Source organism: Streptomyces sp. KLMMK, assembly GCF_036961605.1.
GTDB lineage: Bacteria > Actinomycetota > Actinomycetes > Streptomycetales > Streptomycetaceae > Streptomyces > Streptomyces telluris.
In genome coordinates, this window is the sequence record NZ_JBAMDC010000013.1 from 1 (window position 1) to 18,143 (window position 18,143).

The 18,143-nt window shown below is 71.1% G+C and carries 17 protein-coding genes; 14 read left to right on the plus strand and 3 right to left on the minus strand.

Translation table 11 applies throughout. The annotated features are described in order from the left end of the window. The 6 genes from V7793_RS04155 to V7793_RS04180 form a co-directional block, all read left to right on the plus strand. Window positions 1-697, plus strand: a 697-nt coding sequence (locus V7793_RS04155; RefSeq protein WP_335581517.1) for an FAD-dependent oxidoreductase, incomplete at its 5' end; no start/stop codon positions are given. Between the two features lie 5 nt (window positions 698-702). Continuing rightward, a complete protein-coding gene (locus V7793_RS04160; protein ID WP_335581518.1) occupies window positions 703-1,440 on the plus strand; it encodes a phosphonatase-like hydrolase in 738 nt (245 codons plus the stop codon). 125 nt (window positions 1,441-1,565) lie between these two features. Beyond that, the gene (locus V7793_RS04165) at window positions 1,566-2,648 is read left to right on the plus strand and encodes an ABC transporter ATP-binding protein (RefSeq protein ID WP_335581519.1); all 1,083 of its coding nucleotides are present in this window, start codon (window positions 1,566-1,568) and stop codon (window positions 2,646-2,648) included. A 10-nt stretch (window positions 2,649-2,658) separates the two neighbouring features. Beyond that, window positions 2,659-3,612 (plus strand): 2-aminoethylphosphonate ABC transporter permease subunit, encoded by a 954-nt coding sequence (locus tag V7793_RS04170; protein WP_335581520.1) that lies wholly within the window; start codon window positions 2,659-2,661, stop codon window positions 3,610-3,612. Next, complete coding sequence (locus tag V7793_RS04175; protein ID WP_335581521.1) at window positions 3,599-4,414, plus strand: ABC transporter permease; 816 nt, start codon at window positions 3,599-3,601, stop codon at window positions 4,412-4,414. The genes V7793_RS04170 and V7793_RS04175 overlap by 14 nt, the downstream gene beginning before the upstream one ends. Before the next feature lie 54 nt (window positions 4,415-4,468). Continuing rightward, window positions 4,469-5,548, plus strand: a complete 1,080-nt coding sequence (locus tag V7793_RS04180) for a 2-aminoethylphosphonate ABC transporter substrate-binding protein (protein WP_335581522.1) — start codon at window positions 4,469-4,471, stop codon at window positions 5,546-5,548. Window positions 5,549-5,660: 112 nt separating this feature from the next. On the opposite strand, the gene V7793_RS04185 is transcribed toward V7793_RS04180, so the two are convergent. From V7793_RS04185 to V7793_RS04195, 3 genes are all read right to left on the minus strand, one after another. Next, a complete protein-coding gene (locus V7793_RS04185; protein WP_335581523.1) occupies window positions 5,661-6,386 on the minus strand; it encodes a DUF899 family protein in 726 nt (241 codons plus the stop codon). A 189-nt stretch (window positions 6,387-6,575) separates the two neighbouring features. Further along, the gene (locus tag V7793_RS04190) at window positions 6,576-6,992 is read right to left on the minus strand and encodes a VOC family protein (RefSeq protein ID WP_335581524.1); all 417 of its coding nucleotides are present in this window, start codon (window positions 6,990-6,992) and stop codon (window positions 6,576-6,578) included. A gap of 256 nt (window positions 6,993-7,248) precedes the next feature. After that, window positions 7,249-8,655, minus strand: coding sequence for a DUF4334 domain-containing protein (locus V7793_RS04195; protein WP_335581567.1), 1,407 nt, complete (start codon window positions 8,653-8,655; stop codon window positions 7,249-7,251). A 292-nt stretch (window positions 8,656-8,947) separates the two neighbouring features. Here V7793_RS04195 and V7793_RS04200 point away from each other — a divergent pair, with 292 nt between their 5' ends. From V7793_RS04200 to argC, 8 genes are all read left to right on the plus strand, one after another. After that, window positions 8,948-10,702: a prenyltransferase/squalene oxidase repeat-containing protein gene (locus V7793_RS04200; protein ID WP_335581525.1), complete on the plus strand. Its 1,755-nt coding sequence runs from the start codon at window positions 8,948-8,950 to the stop codon at window positions 10,700-10,702. Window position 10,703: 1 nt separating this feature from the next. Next, a complete protein-coding gene (locus V7793_RS04205; protein ID WP_335581526.1) occupies window positions 10,704-12,071 on the plus strand; it encodes a cytochrome P450 in 1,368 nt (455 codons plus the stop codon). A 127-nt stretch (window positions 12,072-12,198) separates the two neighbouring features. After that, window positions 12,199-12,915, plus strand: a complete 717-nt coding sequence (locus tag V7793_RS04210) for an SDR family NAD(P)-dependent oxidoreductase (RefSeq protein ID WP_443057837.1) — start codon at window positions 12,199-12,201, stop codon at window positions 12,913-12,915. Window positions 12,916-13,094: 179 nt separating this feature from the next. Beyond that, window positions 13,095-14,195 (plus strand): PP2C family protein-serine/threonine phosphatase, encoded by a 1,101-nt coding sequence (locus tag V7793_RS04215; RefSeq protein WP_443057835.1) that lies wholly within the window; start codon window positions 13,095-13,097, stop codon window positions 14,193-14,195. Window positions 14,196-14,349: 154 nt separating this feature from the next. Next, window positions 14,350-15,954 carry a helix-turn-helix domain-containing protein gene (locus tag V7793_RS04220; RefSeq protein ID WP_335581529.1) on the plus strand — a complete coding sequence of 535 codons (1,605 nt, stop codon included), beginning with the start codon at window positions 14,350-14,352 and terminating at the stop codon, window positions 15,952-15,954. Window positions 15,955-16,090: 136 nt separating this feature from the next. Then, window positions 16,091-16,255, plus strand: coding sequence for a lysine biosynthesis protein LysW (locus V7793_RS04225; RefSeq protein WP_073720752.1), 165 nt, complete (start codon window positions 16,091-16,093; stop codon window positions 16,253-16,255). Then, window positions 16,252-17,118, plus strand: a complete 867-nt coding sequence (locus V7793_RS04230; RefSeq protein ID WP_335581530.1) for a RimK family alpha-L-glutamate ligase — start codon at window positions 16,252-16,254, stop codon at window positions 17,116-17,118. The genes V7793_RS04225 and V7793_RS04230 overlap by 4 nt, the downstream gene beginning before the upstream one ends. Next, window positions 17,106-18,137 (plus strand): N-acetyl-gamma-glutamyl-phosphate reductase, encoded by a 1,032-nt coding sequence (gene argC / locus V7793_RS04235; RefSeq protein WP_335581531.1) that lies wholly within the window; start codon window positions 17,106-17,108, stop codon window positions 18,135-18,137. Before V7793_RS04230 ends, argC begins: the two co-directional genes overlap by 13 nt. The last annotated feature ends 6 nt before the right edge of the window (window positions 18,138-18,143 follow it).

Sequence of the window (18,143 nt, forward strand, 5' to 3'; positions counted from 1 at the left end):
CGAGCCGCGCACCGCACAGCGGGCGCTGCGCGCCGCGCTGCTGGAGTCCGGGCGTTACGCCTTCCTCGCCGGGCGCGAGGTCCGCGAGATCACCGGTGACCGCGCGGTCCGCGACGACCACGGCGACGTGCACACCGGCGACGCCGTCGTGCTGTGCACCGGTGCCTGGCTGGGCGGCCTCGTGCGCGAGCTCGCCCCCGCCTTGCCCGTGCGCCGGGTGCGGTTGCAGATGATGCAGACCGCGCCGCTGGGGGAGCGGCTCACCACCTCCGTCGCCGATGCGGACAGCTTCCGCTACTACCCCGCCTACGCGGGCCCGGATCTCGACGCCCTGGCCGCCGCCCAGGCTCAGCCCGCGATTGCCGCCGAGCACAAGATGCAGCTGCTCATGGTCCAGCGCGCGGACGGCGGCCTGACCATTGGTGACACCCACGAGTACGAGGCACCCTTCGCCTTCGACGTCGACGAGGACCCCTACGCGCACCTGACCGGGGTCGCCGAGACCCTGCTCGGCCGGCCGCTGCCGAGGATCCGGCGGCGCTGGGCCGGGGTCTACGCCCAGTGCCTGGACACCTCGCGGGTCGTCCACCGCGAGCAGGTCCGCGAGGGCACGTGGCTGGTGACCGGTCCGGGCGGGCGCGGCATGACATGTTCCCCGGCCATCGCCGAGACGACCGCTGACGAACTGGGCTGGTGAGAGCGTTGACCGAGAACCACAACACGCAGACCGAGCAGAACAAGCAGCTCACACACTCCCTCGTCGTCCTCGACATGGCCGGCACGACCGTCGTCGACGACGGTCTCGTGGAGCGGGCCTTCGGTGCGGCCGTCGGCCGGCTCGGCGTGGAGCCCGGCACGGCGGCGTACGAGGAGCAACTCGCCTACGTCCGCGCCACGATGGGCGAGTCCAAGATCTCTGTCTTCCGTCACCTCTTCGCCGGTGACGAGGCGGCCGCCCGGCGGGCCAACACCGAGTTCGAGGCCGCCTACGGCCGGCTGGTGGCCGCGGGCCACTGCGCACCCGTACCCGGTGCCCGGGAGGCCGTCGAGCGGCTGCGTGCCGAGGGCCGGGCCGTGGTGCTGACCACGGGTTTCTCCCGCGTCACCCAGAACGCCATCCTCGTCGCACTCGGCTGGACCGAGCTGGCCGACCTCTCCCTCTGCCCCGCCGACGCGGGCGGCCGGGGACGCCCGTACCCGGACATGGTCCTCACCGCGCTGGTGCGCACCGGGGCCGCCGACGCGGTCGACCGGATCGCGGTGGCCGGCGACACCTCGTACGACATGCTCTCGGGCCGCCGCGCCGGAGCCTCGGTGGTCGCAGGAGTCCTCACCGGCGCTCACGACGAGAAGGCGCTGCGCGCCTCCGGCGCCACCCACGTCCTCGGCTCGGTCGCCGAACTTCCGGATCTGCTCGCCCGCGCGGAGGCCGCGTCATGACGCCGGGAACGCCAGGAACGATGGGGACACCGGGAACACCGGGAACACCGGGAACAACGAGAACACCGGGAACAACGAGAACGCCGGCAGGAACGTCCACCGGGCGGAGCGAGAACGATACCGGCGTGAGGTTCGAGAACGTCACAGTCACCTACGGCAGGAACGTCGTCCTCGACGGACTCGACCTCACCGTCGAACCCGGCGAGGTCATGGCCCTGCTGGGCCCCTCCGGCTCAGGCAAGACCACCGCCCTGCGGGCCGTCGCCGGTTTCGTCCAGCCGTCGGCCGGCCGGGTCCTCATCGGCGGCCGGAACGTCACCGGTCTCGCACCGCACCGGCGCGGCGTCGGCATGGTGGTGCAGCAGTACGCCCTCTTCCCGCACATGCGGGTCGACGCCAACGTCGCCTTCGGCCTCAAAGCCCGCAGGGCGCCCCGCGCGGAGATCGCGGCACGCGTCGCCGAGACCCTGGAGATGACCGGCATGGCCGCGTACGCCAGGCGCTACCCCCGCGAGCTGTCCGGAGGCCAGCAGCAGCGCGTCGCCATCGCCCGCGCCCTGGCCACCCGGCCCGGCGTACTCCTCCTCGACGAGCCGCTGTCCGCGCTGGACGCCCAGCTGCGCTCCGGCATGCTCGCCGAACTCGCCCGGCTGCACCGCGAACTGCCCGGCATGTCGATGCTGTACGTCACTCACGACCAGTCCGAGGCGCTCACGCTCGCCGACCGGATCGCGGTCATGGACCGCGCCCGCCTCCAGGACTGCGCCACCCCACGGGAGCTCTACCGCAACCCGCGCACGGAGTTCACCGCCTCCTTCGTCGGCCAGGCCAACCTCCTGCCGGTGACAGTGACCGGGAACGGCGCCGACTTCGCCGGCACGCACCTGGAGGTCCGGCCCGGTTCCGCCGCGCCGGGCGCCTCGGCCACCCTGTGCGTACGCCCGCACCTGGTCGGCCTCGGAGACGGCCCGAACGCACTGCGCGGCACCGTTGCGGAGGTCCTGTGGCGTGGTGCCACACACCGGCTGTACGTCGACGTGGGCGGCGAGCGCGTCACGGTGGACGTCCGCGAGCTGCGGGAGGCGCCCCGCGCGGGCACCGCGATCACCGTCCACTTCGCCCCGGACGACGCCGTCCTGCTACCCGCGGGCGCGACGCGCCCGGGCCCGGGCCCGGATGGGGCCGTGCCGGGTGCGGTCCATGTCTAGCGCCCGGCCCATGCCCGGCCTTCGGCATCCGGCCCGCACGTCCCCCGACGCCACCGGCAGCGGCACCGGGCGGGGCCGGTGGAAGTCCCTCCGCCGCGGCGGACCGGCGGTGGTGAACCGCCGGGGCCCGCGCGGCTACGCCTGGCTCCTGGCCGTACCGCCCGTGGCCGTCCTCGGTCTCGTCTTCCTCTACCCCCTCGCCCTCGTCGTCCAGGAGTCCCTCGCGCCGGACGGCGGCGGTCTCTCCTTCGCCGCCTACGGCGAGGCCTTCGCACAGAGAGCCTTCCGCGACGCCCTCACCAACACCGTCCTGATCGCCGTCGGAGCCACCGCCGGCTCGCTGATCCTCGGCTTCGCCCTCGCCCTGGTGATCGCCTTCGTGCCCTTCCCGGGCGGCAGGGCACTGAGCCGGTTCATCGACGTCTTCCTCTCCTTCCCCTCCTTCCTCATCACCCTCGCCCTCCTCTTCGTCTACGGCTCCGCCGGTCTCGCAAACGGCCTGTGGACCGGGGTGACCGGCGCGGCGAGCGGTCCCTTCGACTTCCTGCACACACCCTGGGGCGTACTGCTCGCGGAGATCACGTACTTCACGCCCTTCGTGATGCGCCCCCTCCTCGCGGCCTTCTCGCAAGTGGAGACCGCACAGCTCGAAGTCGCCTCCTCGCTCGGCGCCAAGGGGCCGCGGATCGTCCGCCGGGTGATCCTCCCCGAGGCGCTGCCGTCGCTCGCCGCGGGCGGCTCGCTGGTGCTGGTGATGTGCCTCAACGAGTTCGGGATCGTGCTCTTCACCGGCGCCAAGGGCGTCACCACCCTTCCCACGCTCATCTACAGCAAAGCGATCCTCGACGGCGACTACACCGGAGCCTGCGTCGTCGCCGTCGTCAACATCGCCCTCTCCACGGCGCTGTACGGCCTTTACCGCCTCCTCTCCTCCACGGACGGAGCCCGACGTGCTCGTGCATAGCCGCAGCGGCCGACTGGCCGTCCAGGCCGCGTTCGCAGCGGCCTTCCTCCCCGTCTTCGCCCTGCCCTTCCTCGTGATCCTGGCCGCCTCCTTCGCCACCGGCTGGAGCGGCGCGCTGCCCTCCGGCGCGACCCTGGAGCACTACCGCGAGATCGCCCGCGGCGATGCCCTGGACGCCCTGGTCACCAGCCTGCTGACGGCCCTCGCCGCCGGCGTCCTGGCCCTCGTCACGGGGACCTGGGCGGCACTGGCGGCGCACGCCCTGCGCGGGCGCACCCGGCGCTCGGGCCTCCTCGCCCGCGCCCTGGACGTCCTGTTCATGCTGCCGGTCGCCGTGCCGTCCGTGGTCGTCGGGCTGGCACTGCTGGTCGCCTTCTCCAAGCCTCCGCTGCTGCTCAACGGCACACCCACCATCGTGATCCTGGCGCACACCATCCTGGTGACCGCCTTCGCCTACCAGTCCGTGACGGCTGCCGCCGCGCACCTCGACCCGGCGTACGCGCAGGCCGCCGCGAGCCTGGGCGCGAGCCCGGCGCGCGTGCTGTGGCGGGTCAGGCTGCCGCTGCTGCTGCCGTCCCTGACAGCCGCAGCCGGGCTCTGCTTCGCGCTGTCCATGGGCGAGCTGAGCGCCACGATGATGCTCTACCCGCCGGACTGGCTGCCCCTGCCCATCAAGGTCTTCGCGGCCACCGACCGCGGCGCGCTCTTCTCCGGAGCCGCCCTCGCCGTCGTGCTGACGGCCACGACGCTCCTCGTGCTGACCTGCGTCTCCCGGATCCGTACGAGAGCCGCCTACCGCTAGATCCCCCGGGCCGGCGGTCCCCGCCGCCCCCTTCCGAAGGAGTTCCGAAACGTTATGCTCCGCTCCCTCAAGCCGCTCCCGCTCCCGGTCCCGCTCGCCGCCGCCCTCGGCGCCCTGTGCCTCACCACCGTCCTCACCGGCTGCGGCGGCACCGCCGGCGCCGGCTCAGCCAAGGAAATCACCGTCTACAGCGCCGACGGCCTCAAGGCCGAGGACGGTTCCGGCTTCTACGACAAGGTCTTCAAGGGCTTCGAGGACCGCACCGGCATCAAGGTCAAGTACGTGGAGGGCGGATCCGGCGAGATGGTGCAGCGCCTGGCCCGGGAGAAGTCCAACACCAAGGCCGACGTGGTCGTCACTCTGCCGCCCTTCATCCAGCAGGCCGACGGCAAGGGTCTGCTGGAGGCGTACCGGCCCCAGGGCTCCGAGAAGGTGGCCGAGAACGACAAGGACCTCTCCGGCAAGTGGACCTCGATCGCCAACAACTACTTCTGCTTCATCTACAACACCAAGGAGCTCAAGAAGACCCCGCCCAGGACCTGGAAGGACCTCCTCGACCCGAAGTTCAAGGGCAAGCTCCAGTACTCCACCCCGGGCGTCGCCGGTGACGGCACGGCCGTACTGATCAAGGCCATGCACGACCTCGGCGGCAAGGACCCCGCCATGGCCTACCTCAAGGACCTCCAGAAGAACAACGTCGGCCCGTCCAAGTCCACCGGCCAGCTCGCCCCCAAGGTCGACAAGGGCGAACTCCTGGTGGCCAACGGCGATGTCCAGATGAACTTCGCCAACATGAAGTCCATGCCCGGCCAGGGCATCTTCTTCCCCGCCGGGGACGACGGGAAGCCCACCACGTTCGCCCTCCCGTACGCGGCCGGACTCGTCAAGGACGCCCCGCACGCCGAGAACGCCAAGAAGTTCCTCGACTACCTGCTCACCCCGGAGGCCCAGCGCTCCGTCTCGGCCGTCGGCGGCGGCTTCGCGGCCCGTACGGACGTGACAGCGACCGACCGCAACGCCGGCTCGCTCGCCGCCTTGATGAAGGGCGTCGAGGTGTTCCGCCCGGACTGGGCGGACATCGACAAGAACCTTCCCTCCTACGTCGACGCGTGGAAGGCGGCCACCGGGAACTGACCGGGCCGGAGACGTCGGCCCGTATCGAGAGCCGTTCACCCAAGGACTTCATGGGCGCCCACCACCTGGAAGACAGCAACCAAGGGCAGATTTGCTGCACGCCCTGCACCTGTCACGAGTAGCTCAGCTGCTCGTTCCAGTCGGTTCCGCGTCCCTCCGGGGTGAGGTCGAACATGTTCCAGAGAGGTTCGAGGGTGCCTACGTGACGGGGATCCTGGCCGGGGTCGGTGGGCGCGTAGAGCATCTCCGAACCCCAGAAGTGGCGGATCTCCCGGCCCGAGCGTCGGAACACGTTCAGCATGGGCATGGCCGAACCGTCCTCCGTCTCGGCGCGGTAGTCGCGGCCGTACGTGTTGCCGTCCGAGGAGAGCAAGCGCAGCCGTCGCCAGCCACGCTCTTCGGCGAAGGTGAGGAGTCGCGGCAGCGGCGCCCTCGCCACTACCGCGAAGTTGATGTGCTGGGTGACGTGTTCGACCGCACCGTCCAGCTGGTCGAGCAACGCCGTACAGGAAGGACACGGCCCCTCTTCGAGCTTCAATTGCGCCGTGCGGCCGCCTTCGGGTCCGGGCCGCTTGTCTCCGGGATGGCGCGGGAACATGTAGCTGTAGATGACCAGCGAGTCCCTGCCGGGGGCGAACAGCTCCGACAGCCTGATGTCCGCCGGGGCGCCGTCAGCGCCGCTTCCCCGGAAGACGTAGTCCTCCGGGACCGATCCCCCGGGCGGCAGCTCACGCCGTGCCGCGGCCACCGCTTCGGTCGCGCGGCGCAGCTCGATCTCCTGCTGCAGCAGCCGGTCACGCGCCGCGCGATACGCAGCCGACTCTCCTGGAAAGGCCATGGTCGCGCTACCTCCGCAGCATCAGTTCGGCGAAAGTCGGAGAATGCCGGAGAAAGCCGGAGTAAGTCGGAGCAAGCATGCGGTGGGATGCGGCACCGGGCAAGGACGTCCGGCGCCCGGCGGGTCGCCGGGCCGCAAGGGCATGGCGGGGCGCTGCTGCTCACGCGGCTGCGGACCGGGGCCGACGAATCAGGTCTGCTGTTCGCTGATATTGACCATCCATGTGATGCCGAATTTATCTGTGCACATGCCGAACACATCGCCCCACATTTGCTTCTCCAGGGGGACGGACACCGTGCCGCCGTCGGACAGCTTGTCCCAGTAGCCGCGCAGTTCGTCCGCGTCGTCACCGCTCAGGCTCACCGCCATTCTGTTCCCGGGGTCGAGTTCCGTCCCGGGCGGATGGTCCGCGCCCATCAGTGTGAATCCACTGGCGGTTTCGAGCATGCTGTGCATGATCTTGTCGGCGTATCCGGGAGGCGTCTCGGAGCCGAAGTCGCCGTAGGTGTTGACGTCCAGACTTCCGCCGAAGACCTCCTTGTAGAACTCCATGGCATTTTTCGCTTCACCGGCGAAGCTGATGTACGGGTTGAGTCGAGAGGCCACAGCCGGTCCCTTCACGACGAATGGTCGGTACAGGCAGCCTACTTTCAGCAGAGGCGAAGTCGGATGACCTGCGGGGCGTGGTCACTCCATCTGGACGCGAATTCGGCATTCGTTCCGTCACCATGAGGTGAGCACCGGGTCATCGTGCACTGCTGACGGCCGGCCGGACACGACCCGGCGTGCTCCGAGTGCCCCCGGCCACGTGCCCCCGGCCACGTGCCCCCGGCCACGCCGCCCCGGGGGCACGAGCTCAGGGTCACGGCGTTTCGGGCAGCCCATCAGCCGACCGTGTGGGTGCCGGCACCCGGGTGAGGTGGAAGTAGAAGTCCACCGGGTCGCCCTTCTTGTCCATCACGCCCAGCAGGACATCGTCGGTGAGCCGACGGAAGTGGTCGATGATGGGCAGCTGGTCGTAGACCATCGCCGTGGACTGCTTACCGCGGTGGACGACCTCCCGCAGTGTCGCCAGGCCCATCTCCTCGTACGAGTGGACCTCTCCGTTCTCGTCCCGGCACAGCAGCGGCTCCACATGATCGGCGTCGACGAACCGCTTGCCGTACCACCGCATCTTCGCCAGCTGCTCGGCGTTCTCACTGCCGGTCTCGAACGCGCCGCCCCGCCAGGTGCCGATGAGAAGGCCTATGCCGACCGGTTCCAGGCGGTCGAAGAGGTCCACCAGCCCGGCGCGGTCGTACTCCGCTCCGGAGGCGATGGCCTCCAGGACTTCCTGGACCTGCTGCTCGCTCGGGACTTCCTGTTCGATACCCATGGGCGGAGCCTCCCTCGGCCGGTGAACGAACGGAGCGTCGTGCATGGGCCCGGTGGCGTCCGGGCCGCCGCCGGGCAGGGGACGGGCAGCCGCCCGTCCGGGGCGTACGGGGTCGAAGCGGCGGTACATCCGTGCATGCCAGAGCACCACCCGCTCCAGTGCCACCGCTGAACCGTACCCGGCTCCCGCCAGGGGGGCCAGGGCCCGTCGGCAGCCCTCGATCTCAGCCTCCGCGCGCCGGTGCGCCTCTTGTTCGCCCAGGCCGATGGTCAGGGCGTCGACCTTGCCTTCGGACCGTTCCCGGTGGTGCCCGCGGAGGTCGTTCAGCAGCCGGATCGCGGTCGCTGCCTGGCGGAGTGCGCCGCGCAGCACGGGCAGCCGGAGGGACAGCCCCGGCTCGCCCATGAGCGCCCACAGGGCGGTGACCTGCTGCTCGACGCCTATGCTCCAGGCGCCGTGCAGCAGGTAGTCGGTCAGGTCGGGCAGGCCGCCCCCGGCGGCCGCCGTCCGGGCCGCCGCGTTCTCGAGGGTCATGCCGGTGAGCGTCTGATGCATGCTCTCCCGCCAGACGGCGGTGAGCTCGGGGCGGCCGTCACGCCGCAGGGCCTCCGCGATCTCCGCCAGAGCGAGCGCCACGGGGTCGCCCTCCCCTCCCGCACGCCCGTCGAGGACCCGTCGCCAGCCACGCACGCGGGCCTCGGTTCCGCCTGCCGAGCCCGGCGCGTCCAGCACGTTGTCGATCGCCATCAGCCAGAGCATGAGCCGGGACACCTGATAGCAGCTTTCCGAGGGCAGCCACGGTGTGGAGAAGGCCGTCTGAAGACACATCAGGGGAACGAGTACGGGGTCCACGGGGAGTGCGAGCTCTTTGAGCCAGTTTTCGAGCCGCGGCATGTTCTGCAATGCGACGGAGCATGTGTCCGCTATGGAGACGATCTCCCGTGGGGAGTGGCCGACCGGTAGTGAAGTGTCCACGCCGTCAGGCTACTTCGGGGCCTCCCACGTGATCCGGCACCCCCGGCTCCCGTGCGGACCCGCCGGGCCCGTCATCCATGCCCCTGGCAGCGTCTGGAGCACCAGAGGCAATAGGAGTAGCAGCGGTACGAGAAGCAGAGGACAGATGACAACAGGACGTGCGATATCCCACGCACCGCACGCGTGCTCATCGCCTGTGCTCGCGGCACAGGTGAATCGTTCCCTCACCCTCGCCACCCGGCACGCCCTCGCCACCCAGTCGGACAACGGCTCTTGGGTCGCCACCCCCTCTCCCCGCATCACCGAGACCGCGCTCGGCACGCTGGCTCTCTCCCGCTCGCAGCATCCGGGAGCCGAGCGGGCCGCCGAGCGGGGCCTGACCTGGCTCACCGGCGGCGTCGCTCCCCAGAACCACCACCCGGTGGCGTACGCCGTGGAGTCCGCGCTCCTGTCCCTGGCCCTGGACACCGGTGGCCCCGTCGACGTCAGCCACCCCGCCTTCACCGACGAGGCGCCGGCCACCCGCGCCCGTATGGTCCAGGCCATCGCCCTGCACAGGGGACGTACGGCTCGCGGCGGCGCCGCCCCCGAGACGCTGCGCAAGGAACTGGCCGCCGCGGTCGCGGCCCGCGGCCGGCTCAAACGCTGGACTCGCGTGGAACTCCGCTCCGCCCACGCCCTGGTGGAACTCCACTTCGGCGACCGGAACGCCGCCCGGCAGGCCGCCCTCGCGATCGCCGAGGAGCAGTCGCCGGCGGGCGACTTCTCCGGCAGCCCGGTCGCCACCGCCCTCGCGGCCCTCGCCCTCCAGGCCGCCGCGCCCGGCAGCGCCGCCGCCCACCGTGCCACGGAGCACCTGATCGCCGGCCAGCTGCCCGACGGGACCTGGCGCTTCTCCACCAGCGACGTCTGGGACACCGCGCTGACCGTACGTTCCTTTCGCGGCCACCCGGCATTCGACCGCCACGGGCTGCCCGCCGCCGTCGCGTTCCTGGTCGCGGCACAGAACCCGGACGGTGGCTGGCCGTACCGCCGGGGAGTCGAATCCGACAACGACACCACCGCGGCCGCCCTGATCGCACTGGCCGGAGCGGATGACGGCACGACGGCCGGCACGACGGCCGGCACGGTGCGGGCCGGGCTGCGCCATCTGGCCCGGCAGCAGACGTCCGACGGGCTCTGGCGGACCTGGCAGTCCGCCGGAGACCCTCCGGTGGACGATGTCGTCGCCCATGTCGTCACCGCGCTCGACCGCCACCGCGGCCACCACCACATATCGTCGGCCGCGGCCCGCACCTGGCTCACCGAACGGTTCGGCGAGCGGGGGCGCTGGCAGGCCGGCTGGTACCGCGGCCTGCCGTACGCCACCGCCGAGGTCCTGCCCGCCCTGGTCACCACGGCACATCACGACGAGGCCGCCACGGCACATCACGACGAGGGCGCCACAGCACATCACAACAGGGGCGTCATGGCACCTCACAACAAGGGTGCGACGGGGCGTCACCAGAACGCAGCGGCGGCACATTCCGGCGGCGCCACGCCACACCCGCCCGGCCACCCCGCCGCCCGCGCTCTGGCCGCGACCCGCAATCCCGACGGCGGCTGGCCCGTCGAGGCAGGCGGCCCGAGCACCCCGGCCGCCACCGGCCTCGCGCTCGCCGCCCTGGAGCGCGGCGGCCTCGTCGGCGCGGAACACGACGAGACGTGCTGGGCACCGGGGCTCGGCTACCTCCTGGAAACCCAGCGAGGGGACGGCACCTGGCCGGGCGAACCGCTCATGTACGGACCGCGGCCGCTGCTGACCCACTTCCCCACCCACACCCACGCGTTCGCCGCCGACGGGCTCTTCGCCGGACAGCGTCGCCTCCGGGCCGCCTGGGCCACCGGGGCCTCCGGGGCCTCCGGGGCCTCCGGGGCCTCCGGGGCCTCCGGGGGCGACGCCGCGGCCGCGCACAAGGTGGTCTGACATGCGGACGAGCGTTGCGCCGAAACGTTCCGCTGCCGAAGTTCCCACCGCCCCCGGCCGACTGCCCCTGGCCGGTCACGCCCCATGGCTCCACCGCGACGCGCTGCGCTTCGTCCGCGAACTGCGCCGGCACGGCCCCGTGACGAAGATCTACATCGGCCCGCGCCCCGTCCACGTCCTGAACTCCGCCGAAGCGACCCGGGAACTGCTGACCGTGCGCGCCCGGTCCTTCGACAAAGGCGCGATGTTCGACGCCCTGCGGGTGCCGCTCGGCGACGGACTGATCACCGCCGCAGGCGACCGACACCTTCGCCACCGCCGGATGATGCAGCCCGCCTTTCACCACGAACGGATCGCCCGCTACACCCGCGTCATGACCGCATGCTCCCGGGCCCGCTCCGCCGCCTGGGAGCCGGGCACCACACGCGATCTGATGCCGGACATCCACCGCCTGACGCTCGACGTCCTGCTCGGCACCCTCTTCGCGCACCCCCAGGACCCCGGCCTGCGCCCCGCGGTCAAGGACTGGCTGGCCGTCAAGTACCACTCGATGCGCCTCGCGCTCTCCCCGCTGCACGCCTGGGCGGAACGCGTCCCGCTGCTGCCGGGCTGGCGCCCCCCGGACCCCGGCCCGCTGCGCCGCCTGGTGGCCGTCCTGCGGCGGATCGTCGAGACCTGCCGCGCCGACGGCCGGGACCGCGGTGACCTGCTCTCGATGCTGCTGCTCGCCGAAGGACCGGACGGCGCCCTCACCGACGCCGAGGTGACCGACGAGCTGATCACCCTCTTCCTCGCGGGCACCGGCACCGTCAGCGCCGCTCTGGCCTGGGCCCTGTACGAGATCTCCCGCCGCCCCGAGGTCCAGCGACACCTCCACGGCGAACTCGACACCGTCCTCGCCGGACGGCCCCCCGGCTTCGAGGACCTGCCCGCCCTGACCTGCACCCGGCAGATCCTGACCGAGACGCTGCGGCTGCACCCGCCCTCGTGGCTGCTGATGCGCCGCGCGGTACGTCCGGTCCGGCTCGGCGGCGTACACCTCTCGCCGGGCGAGGAGGTCTTCTTCAGCCCGTACGCCCTGCACCGTGATCCGCACCTGTACGAGGACCCCGAGCGCTTCGACCCCGATCGCTGGCCGCGCGAGAGCGTCGTCAAGACACCGCGGCACCTCTACCTCCCCTTCGGCGCGGGCAGCCGGCTGTGCATCGGAGAGGAATTCGCCTGGGCCGAACTGACCCTTGCGCTGGCCGCCTTCACCGCCCACCGGCGCATCGCACCGGCCGGCGCCGCGCCCGTACGGCCCCTGGTCGGCACCGTCCTCCGCCCGGACCGCCTCCTCCTCACCGGCCACCCCCGCCGCCCGTCGTGACTCCGCACCCGCTTCCCTTCCCACCCTTCCCACCCCTTCCACCGCGCCAGGAGCCTCCATGTCAGTACTCGCACAGACGCCGGACAGCGGAGCCCGGCCGGGCCGGCTGCGCGAGCGGGTCGCCCTGGTGACCGGCGGCGCCTCCGGCATCGGCGCGGTGTGTGCGGGACGGCTGGCGGAGGAAGGCGCCGTGGTGGTGGTCGCCGACCTGGACGAGGACGGTGCGGCCCGGGTGGCCGAGGAGATCACCGAGGCGGGCGGAACCGCCCTGGCCCGCCGGATCGACGTGACCGACCCGGAGAGCGTCGCCCGCGTCGTCTCGGAGGCGGCCGGCCTGGACGGCGGCCTGCGGATCGCGGTCAACAGCGCCGGGATCAACGGCCCCCTCGTCCCGCTCACCCGGCTCTCGCCCGGCGACTTCGACACCGTGATGAGGGTGAACCTGTACGGCGTCTTCCACGCGATGCGCTGCCAGCTTCCCGCGATGGCGGCGACCGGTGGCGCCATCGTCAACATCGCTTCCATAGCGGCACATTCGGGCTTCCGCGGCCATGCCGCCTACGCCGCCGCCAAGCAGGGCGTCCTCGCCCTGACCCGAACCGCGGCCCGCGAGTACGCCGGACAGAGCATACGGGTCCTGTCGGTGTCACCGGGCCTCGTCGACACCCCCATGGCCGCCGCTCTCCCGCCCGGCGCGACCGGCGACCTCCTCGCCTCCGTCCCCCTGCGGCGCATCGCCCGGCCGTCCGAGATCGCCGCGCTCGTCGCCTTCCTCGTGTCCGACGACGCCTCGTACCTGACCGGTAGCGACCATGTGATCGACGGCGGCTACTTGGCCAAGTAGCCGCCCCGCCTGCTCACCTGCCCCCCGGGCAAGCGGGCCGGGCTGGGACGGGTCATCGTGCCCACCTCTGCACCCAGGCCATCCCCCGGAATGCGCGTGATGCCGGAATCCGTGTGACGCGCCGCCGGCCGCGGGCAAGGCGGCGGGGATACCCGCGGGGCGTGGTGTAAGCAGGAGCCATGGGACTTCGGCGGTGGCGACGGGAGCGTAGCCGGGCACTGGTGGCGGTGCCGTTCCTTCTGATCCTGGTCGTCACCGTCGTCGACATCCTGGCCCCGCCTGAGGTGCATCTCGGACCCTTCCTGGTGGCCGCACCCGCTGTCACCGCGTCGTTCGGCGGCCCGTGGCTGACGGGGCTCGTCGGATTCGTCGCCATCGTGGCCCAGGCGGTCGTCGCCGTGGCCCGCACCAGCCTCACCGACCTCAACCACACCCTGCAGATCTCCGCCCTGATCCTGATCTCGGCGATCGTGACCTTGTTCGCACTCCACCGTGAGCGGCACGAACAGCAGATGACACGGCTCAGATCGGTGGCCCGGGCGACCCAGGGAGTGCTGCTCCGGCCGCTTCCCCGGCAGGTCGGCCCGCTGCGCATCGCCTCGGTCTATCTCGCGGCCGAGGCCGAGGCGGAGATCGGCGGCGACCTCTACGCGGTCGCGCGGACGGCCGGCGCAACCAGGCTCGTCATCGGCGACGTCCGTGGCAAGGGTCTGGAGGCCATCAGCGATGCGGCGCTCGTCCTCGGCGCCTTCCGGGCCGCCGCTCACCGGCAGGCGGCGCTGCCCGCGCTCGTCGCCCACCTCGAAGGGGCCGTCTCCTCCGATCCGAACGGTCCCGGCGTGCAGGAGGAAGAGGAGTCCTTCGTCACCGCGGCCGTGCTGGACGTCCCCGACACCGAGCACGTCCTGCACCTCGTCAGTTGCGGGCACCCGCCGCCCCTGCTGCTGCGCGACGGGCGGGCCGCCCCGATGGAGGTGACCCGCCCCGCGCTCCCGCTGGGCCTCACCGACATCGCCCGCCCTGAATTCACCGTGGAGTCCTTCCCTTTCGAGGCCGACGACGTCGTGCTCCTCTACACCGATGGAGTCACCGAGGCGCGCGACGGCTCCGGGACGTTCTACCCCCTGGCCGAACGGATGGCCGCCTGGTCGGGCGACGGCCCGGAGGCCCTGCTGCGGTACCTGTGCGGCGACCTGCTGGCGTACGCGGGCGGCTTCCTCGGCGACGATGCGGCGATGGTCGCCGTCCAGCGCCTGCCCATGGCACAGCCCTCTCCGTAGATCACCACTGACCTTGACGCCCCGGGACGCATCCCGCCGTGCTTGTCGCGGGCCGAGGCGTCGGGTGGCCTGTGGACGGCACTCCGGACAGTCACATCTGTCCGTATTGCCATCGACTGACACCATGTGGGCGTTATATTCACCCCTCGCTTTGGTGTCAGAGAACTTGGTGAATGGCTCTGTCGGTGGATTCCGGGACGGGCGCCAACCATCCTGGAAGGGCGGAAGGGAAACGGACGGACGGCATCGGCCGGGACTTTTCCAGACGCAGGAACCATCCAGAGAAAGGGCGCCCGAGTCCGTGAGTAATAAACTACGGGAAGCAGTTCGCGAAATTGGTGACCGGGAAGGCGAAGCGCTCGGACACGTCGCGCGCGGGGACGCCTATGGGGAGACGGACCGGCGCATGAACGGCAGTCCGTATACCGTCGGAAAGGAGCCGGCACCCAGATCTTCGCTGCGCGACCGCGCAGCCCGTGGCCGACGAGAGCAGCCGGTGCCGGTGCCGGCGCCGTCGGAGGGGAATGCCGGAGCAGTCCCCTTCGCCGAGCTTCTGAAGAGCCACCGGGACCGGTCCGGACTGACCCAGCAGCAACTGGCGGACTTCGCCACGTTGAGCGTCCGAGCGATCCGGGACCTGGAGAGCGGCAGGGTGCGACGGCCCCGGCGGGAGAGTGTGGGGCTGCTCGCCGACGCGTTGCGGCTGGGCGACCCGGAGCGCCTGCAACTTCACGCCGCCGGGGGAAGCCCGGCGGACCATCGGGTGTCGCTGTTCGAACTGCCCACGCCGCCCGCTCCGCCCGGCGCGCTGGTGGGCCGGGAAGCGGAGCTGCAGGTTCTGCTCGATCAGGTGACCGTGCACGGCCACCGCCTGGTGAGCGTGGTCGGAATCAGCGGCATCGGCAAGACGCATCTGGTGCTTGAGGCGGCCAAGGTGCTGCGTGCCAGGGGCTGGCAGGTGAGGTGGCACTCCTCGGCCGGGGATCCACTGTGCTGCGGTGTGATCCCGGCGGCCGGCTCCGGTTCCGGCGAGCCGCCGGCGCGCACCACCGACCTGACCGACGACCTCGCCGGGGCGATCGGCGAGAGACACGAGCTGCTGGTGATCGACGGCGACGACGCTCCGGGGCCCGGCAGGGTGGACGTCGGTGAACTGCTCCGGCGTTGCCCGGGTCTGCGCATCGTGGTGACCGGGCTGGCGCCGCGCTACCTGCCGGGCGAGCGCGTACTGCCGCTCACCGCGATGGCCGTGCCGGAGGAGGCACGGGACTACGACTACGCCCGTTTGAGCGAGGTCGCGTCCGTGGCGCTGTTCCTGTCCCACATGCGCCGGTCACGGCCGGGGTTCCGGCTGCGGGAGGACAACGCACACGCGGTGGTGCGGTTGTGCCGCTGGCTCGACGGCGTACCCAGGGCGCTTGAATACGCGGCAGGCTGGTGCCTGGTGTACTCGCCGGAGCTCCTGCTGGCCCGAGCCGGTCGTGACTTGCATCTCTTCTCCTCGCCGACGGGCTGCGCCTGCCAGAACCTGCTGCGTTCCCTGGCGCGCAGCGTCGGCGTCGTGGCCGAGCGCTACCGCCACGTTCTGGCCGAGGTGGCGGACCGTCCGCACTGGACCGTCGCGGACATCGATCACCTCGTCCCGGATCCGGCCGCCGCCTTGCACGCGCTGCTGATCCACGGCCTTGTGCGGCCGGCAGGCGCCCACCTGCCGGAGCAGTTCACGGTGCTGCAGCTGGTGCGGCTCCTGTACGTGTAGGACCGCACCCCGGCCAGGACCGCGCCCCGACGGGGGCGAGCCGGGCCGCCGAGACTGCCGCTGCTTCTGCCTATCGGAACCCGGAACGGCCATTACGTTTACCCGTATCACGTGGCGGTCAATGAAAGGAACTGGAATGGTCACCTGCCCGGAATGCGAGAACTCGGTGGTTCCCGCCGGAACGCCGGTGATCGGCGAAATCGTGGAATGCGGTGAATGCGCCAGCGAACTGGAGATCCTCACGCTGGATCCGATACGGGCCGCACTCGCGCCGGAGATCGAAGAGGACTGGGGCGAGTGAACCGCGCCGTGCCTTTCGCCGTACTTGCTTCCCGTGTGCGGGCCAGCGAGAAAAGCATCTTCGAAGCCTTCGGCCGCAGAGGGATCGCCCCTCGGCACATCGACAGCCGTGAGTGGTGGCACCGGCTCGGTGACCGCGGCCCCCGCCCGATCGTGCTGAACAGGGAGATCGGGCTCGCCAGGGCGACGTACGCGGCCAACGCGCTGGAGTCGGCGGGGGCGACGGTGGTCAACTCGGCGCGGGCGACCGAGCTGTGCGGGGACAAGTGGCGCACGTCCGCGGCGCTGGTCGAAGCCGGACTCCCGACGCCGCGAACGGCCCTCGGGCTGACCCCGGAAGCGGCGCTGACGGCTTTGGAGACCATCGGCTATCCGGCTGTGGTGAAGCCTTTGCAGGGTTCGTGGGGACGGCTGGTCGCCGCGTTGCCGGATCGGCAGACCGCGGAAACCGTATTGGAGTACGTCGCCGCGTTGCCCTCACCACAGGCCCGGATCGTCTACCTGCAGGAGTGGATAGCCAAACCGGGACGGGACATCCGGGTCGTCGTGGTGGGCGGCGAAGCGCTCGCTGCGACCTACCGGCGCAGTGAGAATTGGCGGACCAACGTGGCGCGGGGTGCCGTGAGCGAACTGTGTACCTTGACACCGGACATTGCGAAACTCGCGGTCATGGCCGCGCAGGCCGTGGAGGCCGAGATCGCCGGTGTCGACCTGATCGAGGACGAGACGGGAGAGATCCTTGTCCTGGAGGTCAACCACGGTGTCGAGTTCTCCGGTCTGCAGCAGGCCGTCGGTGACACGGTTTCCGTCGCCGACCGGATCGTCGACCACCTCCTGACGAAGTCACGCTCATGCTCCGAGTAGCGATCGTCGGGGCATCCGGTTACATCGGCGGCGAGTTGCTTCGCCTGCTGCACGGTCATCCACGGGTCACAGTCGTGGCCGCTACGTCCGACCGCTTCGCCGGACGCCGGGTCGACGGTCCCCATCCCAATCTGCGCGGCCACACGGACATGTGCTTCGTCGGCCACGACGCATTGGAGAGCGCCGATTTCGAGGTGCTCTTCCTGGCCGCTCCTCATCGGGAAACGATGGGACAGATGGCCGGTTTCCTGAATCTGGCCGAGACCGTCATCGACCTGTCCGGAGATTTCCGCCTACGAGACCCCGAAGTCTATGCGTCCTACTACGGAGTCGCGCACACCGCGCCGCATCTGATCCCCGATTTCACCACCGGGCTGCCTGAATGGCATCGCGCCCAACTGGCCTCGAGCGACCGGATCTCGATTCCCGGTTGCATGGCCACCGCCGGCATTCTCGCGGTCCGGCCGATGGCCCAGGCAGGCTTGATCGAGGGCACGGTCCAGGTGGACGCCAGAACCGGTTCCAGCGGATCGGGGGCTTCCAGCGGACCCGCCGGCGCCCACGCCGAACGCAGCGGTGCCCTCAGGGTGTTCGCTCCCTCCCGGCATCGGCACGAGGCCGAGATCGCCCAGGCCACGGATCGCACCGTGCGGATGACCGCCACCGGCGTCGAGGCGGTCCGCGGCGTGCAGGTGTTGTGTCACGCGAAGCTGGCGCCCGGCGTGTCGGAAAGAGATGTCCGGTCCGCGTTCCGCGCGGCGTACAAGAACGAGCCGTTCGTCCGGGTCATCGCCCAGCGTCACGGCCTGTACCGGCTGCCGGAGCCGAAGATCCTGACGGGATCCAACTTCTGCGACGTCGGGTTCGCGGTTTCCGCGGACGACGGCACCGTGGTCCTGGTCGGAGCCTTGGACAACCTGGTCAAGGGCGGCGCGGGCGGCGCGGTGCAATGCATGAACGTCCGCTTCGGCTGGCCGGAGCGGACGGGGCTGGAATTCCCCGGACTGCACCCGAACTGACGTGAG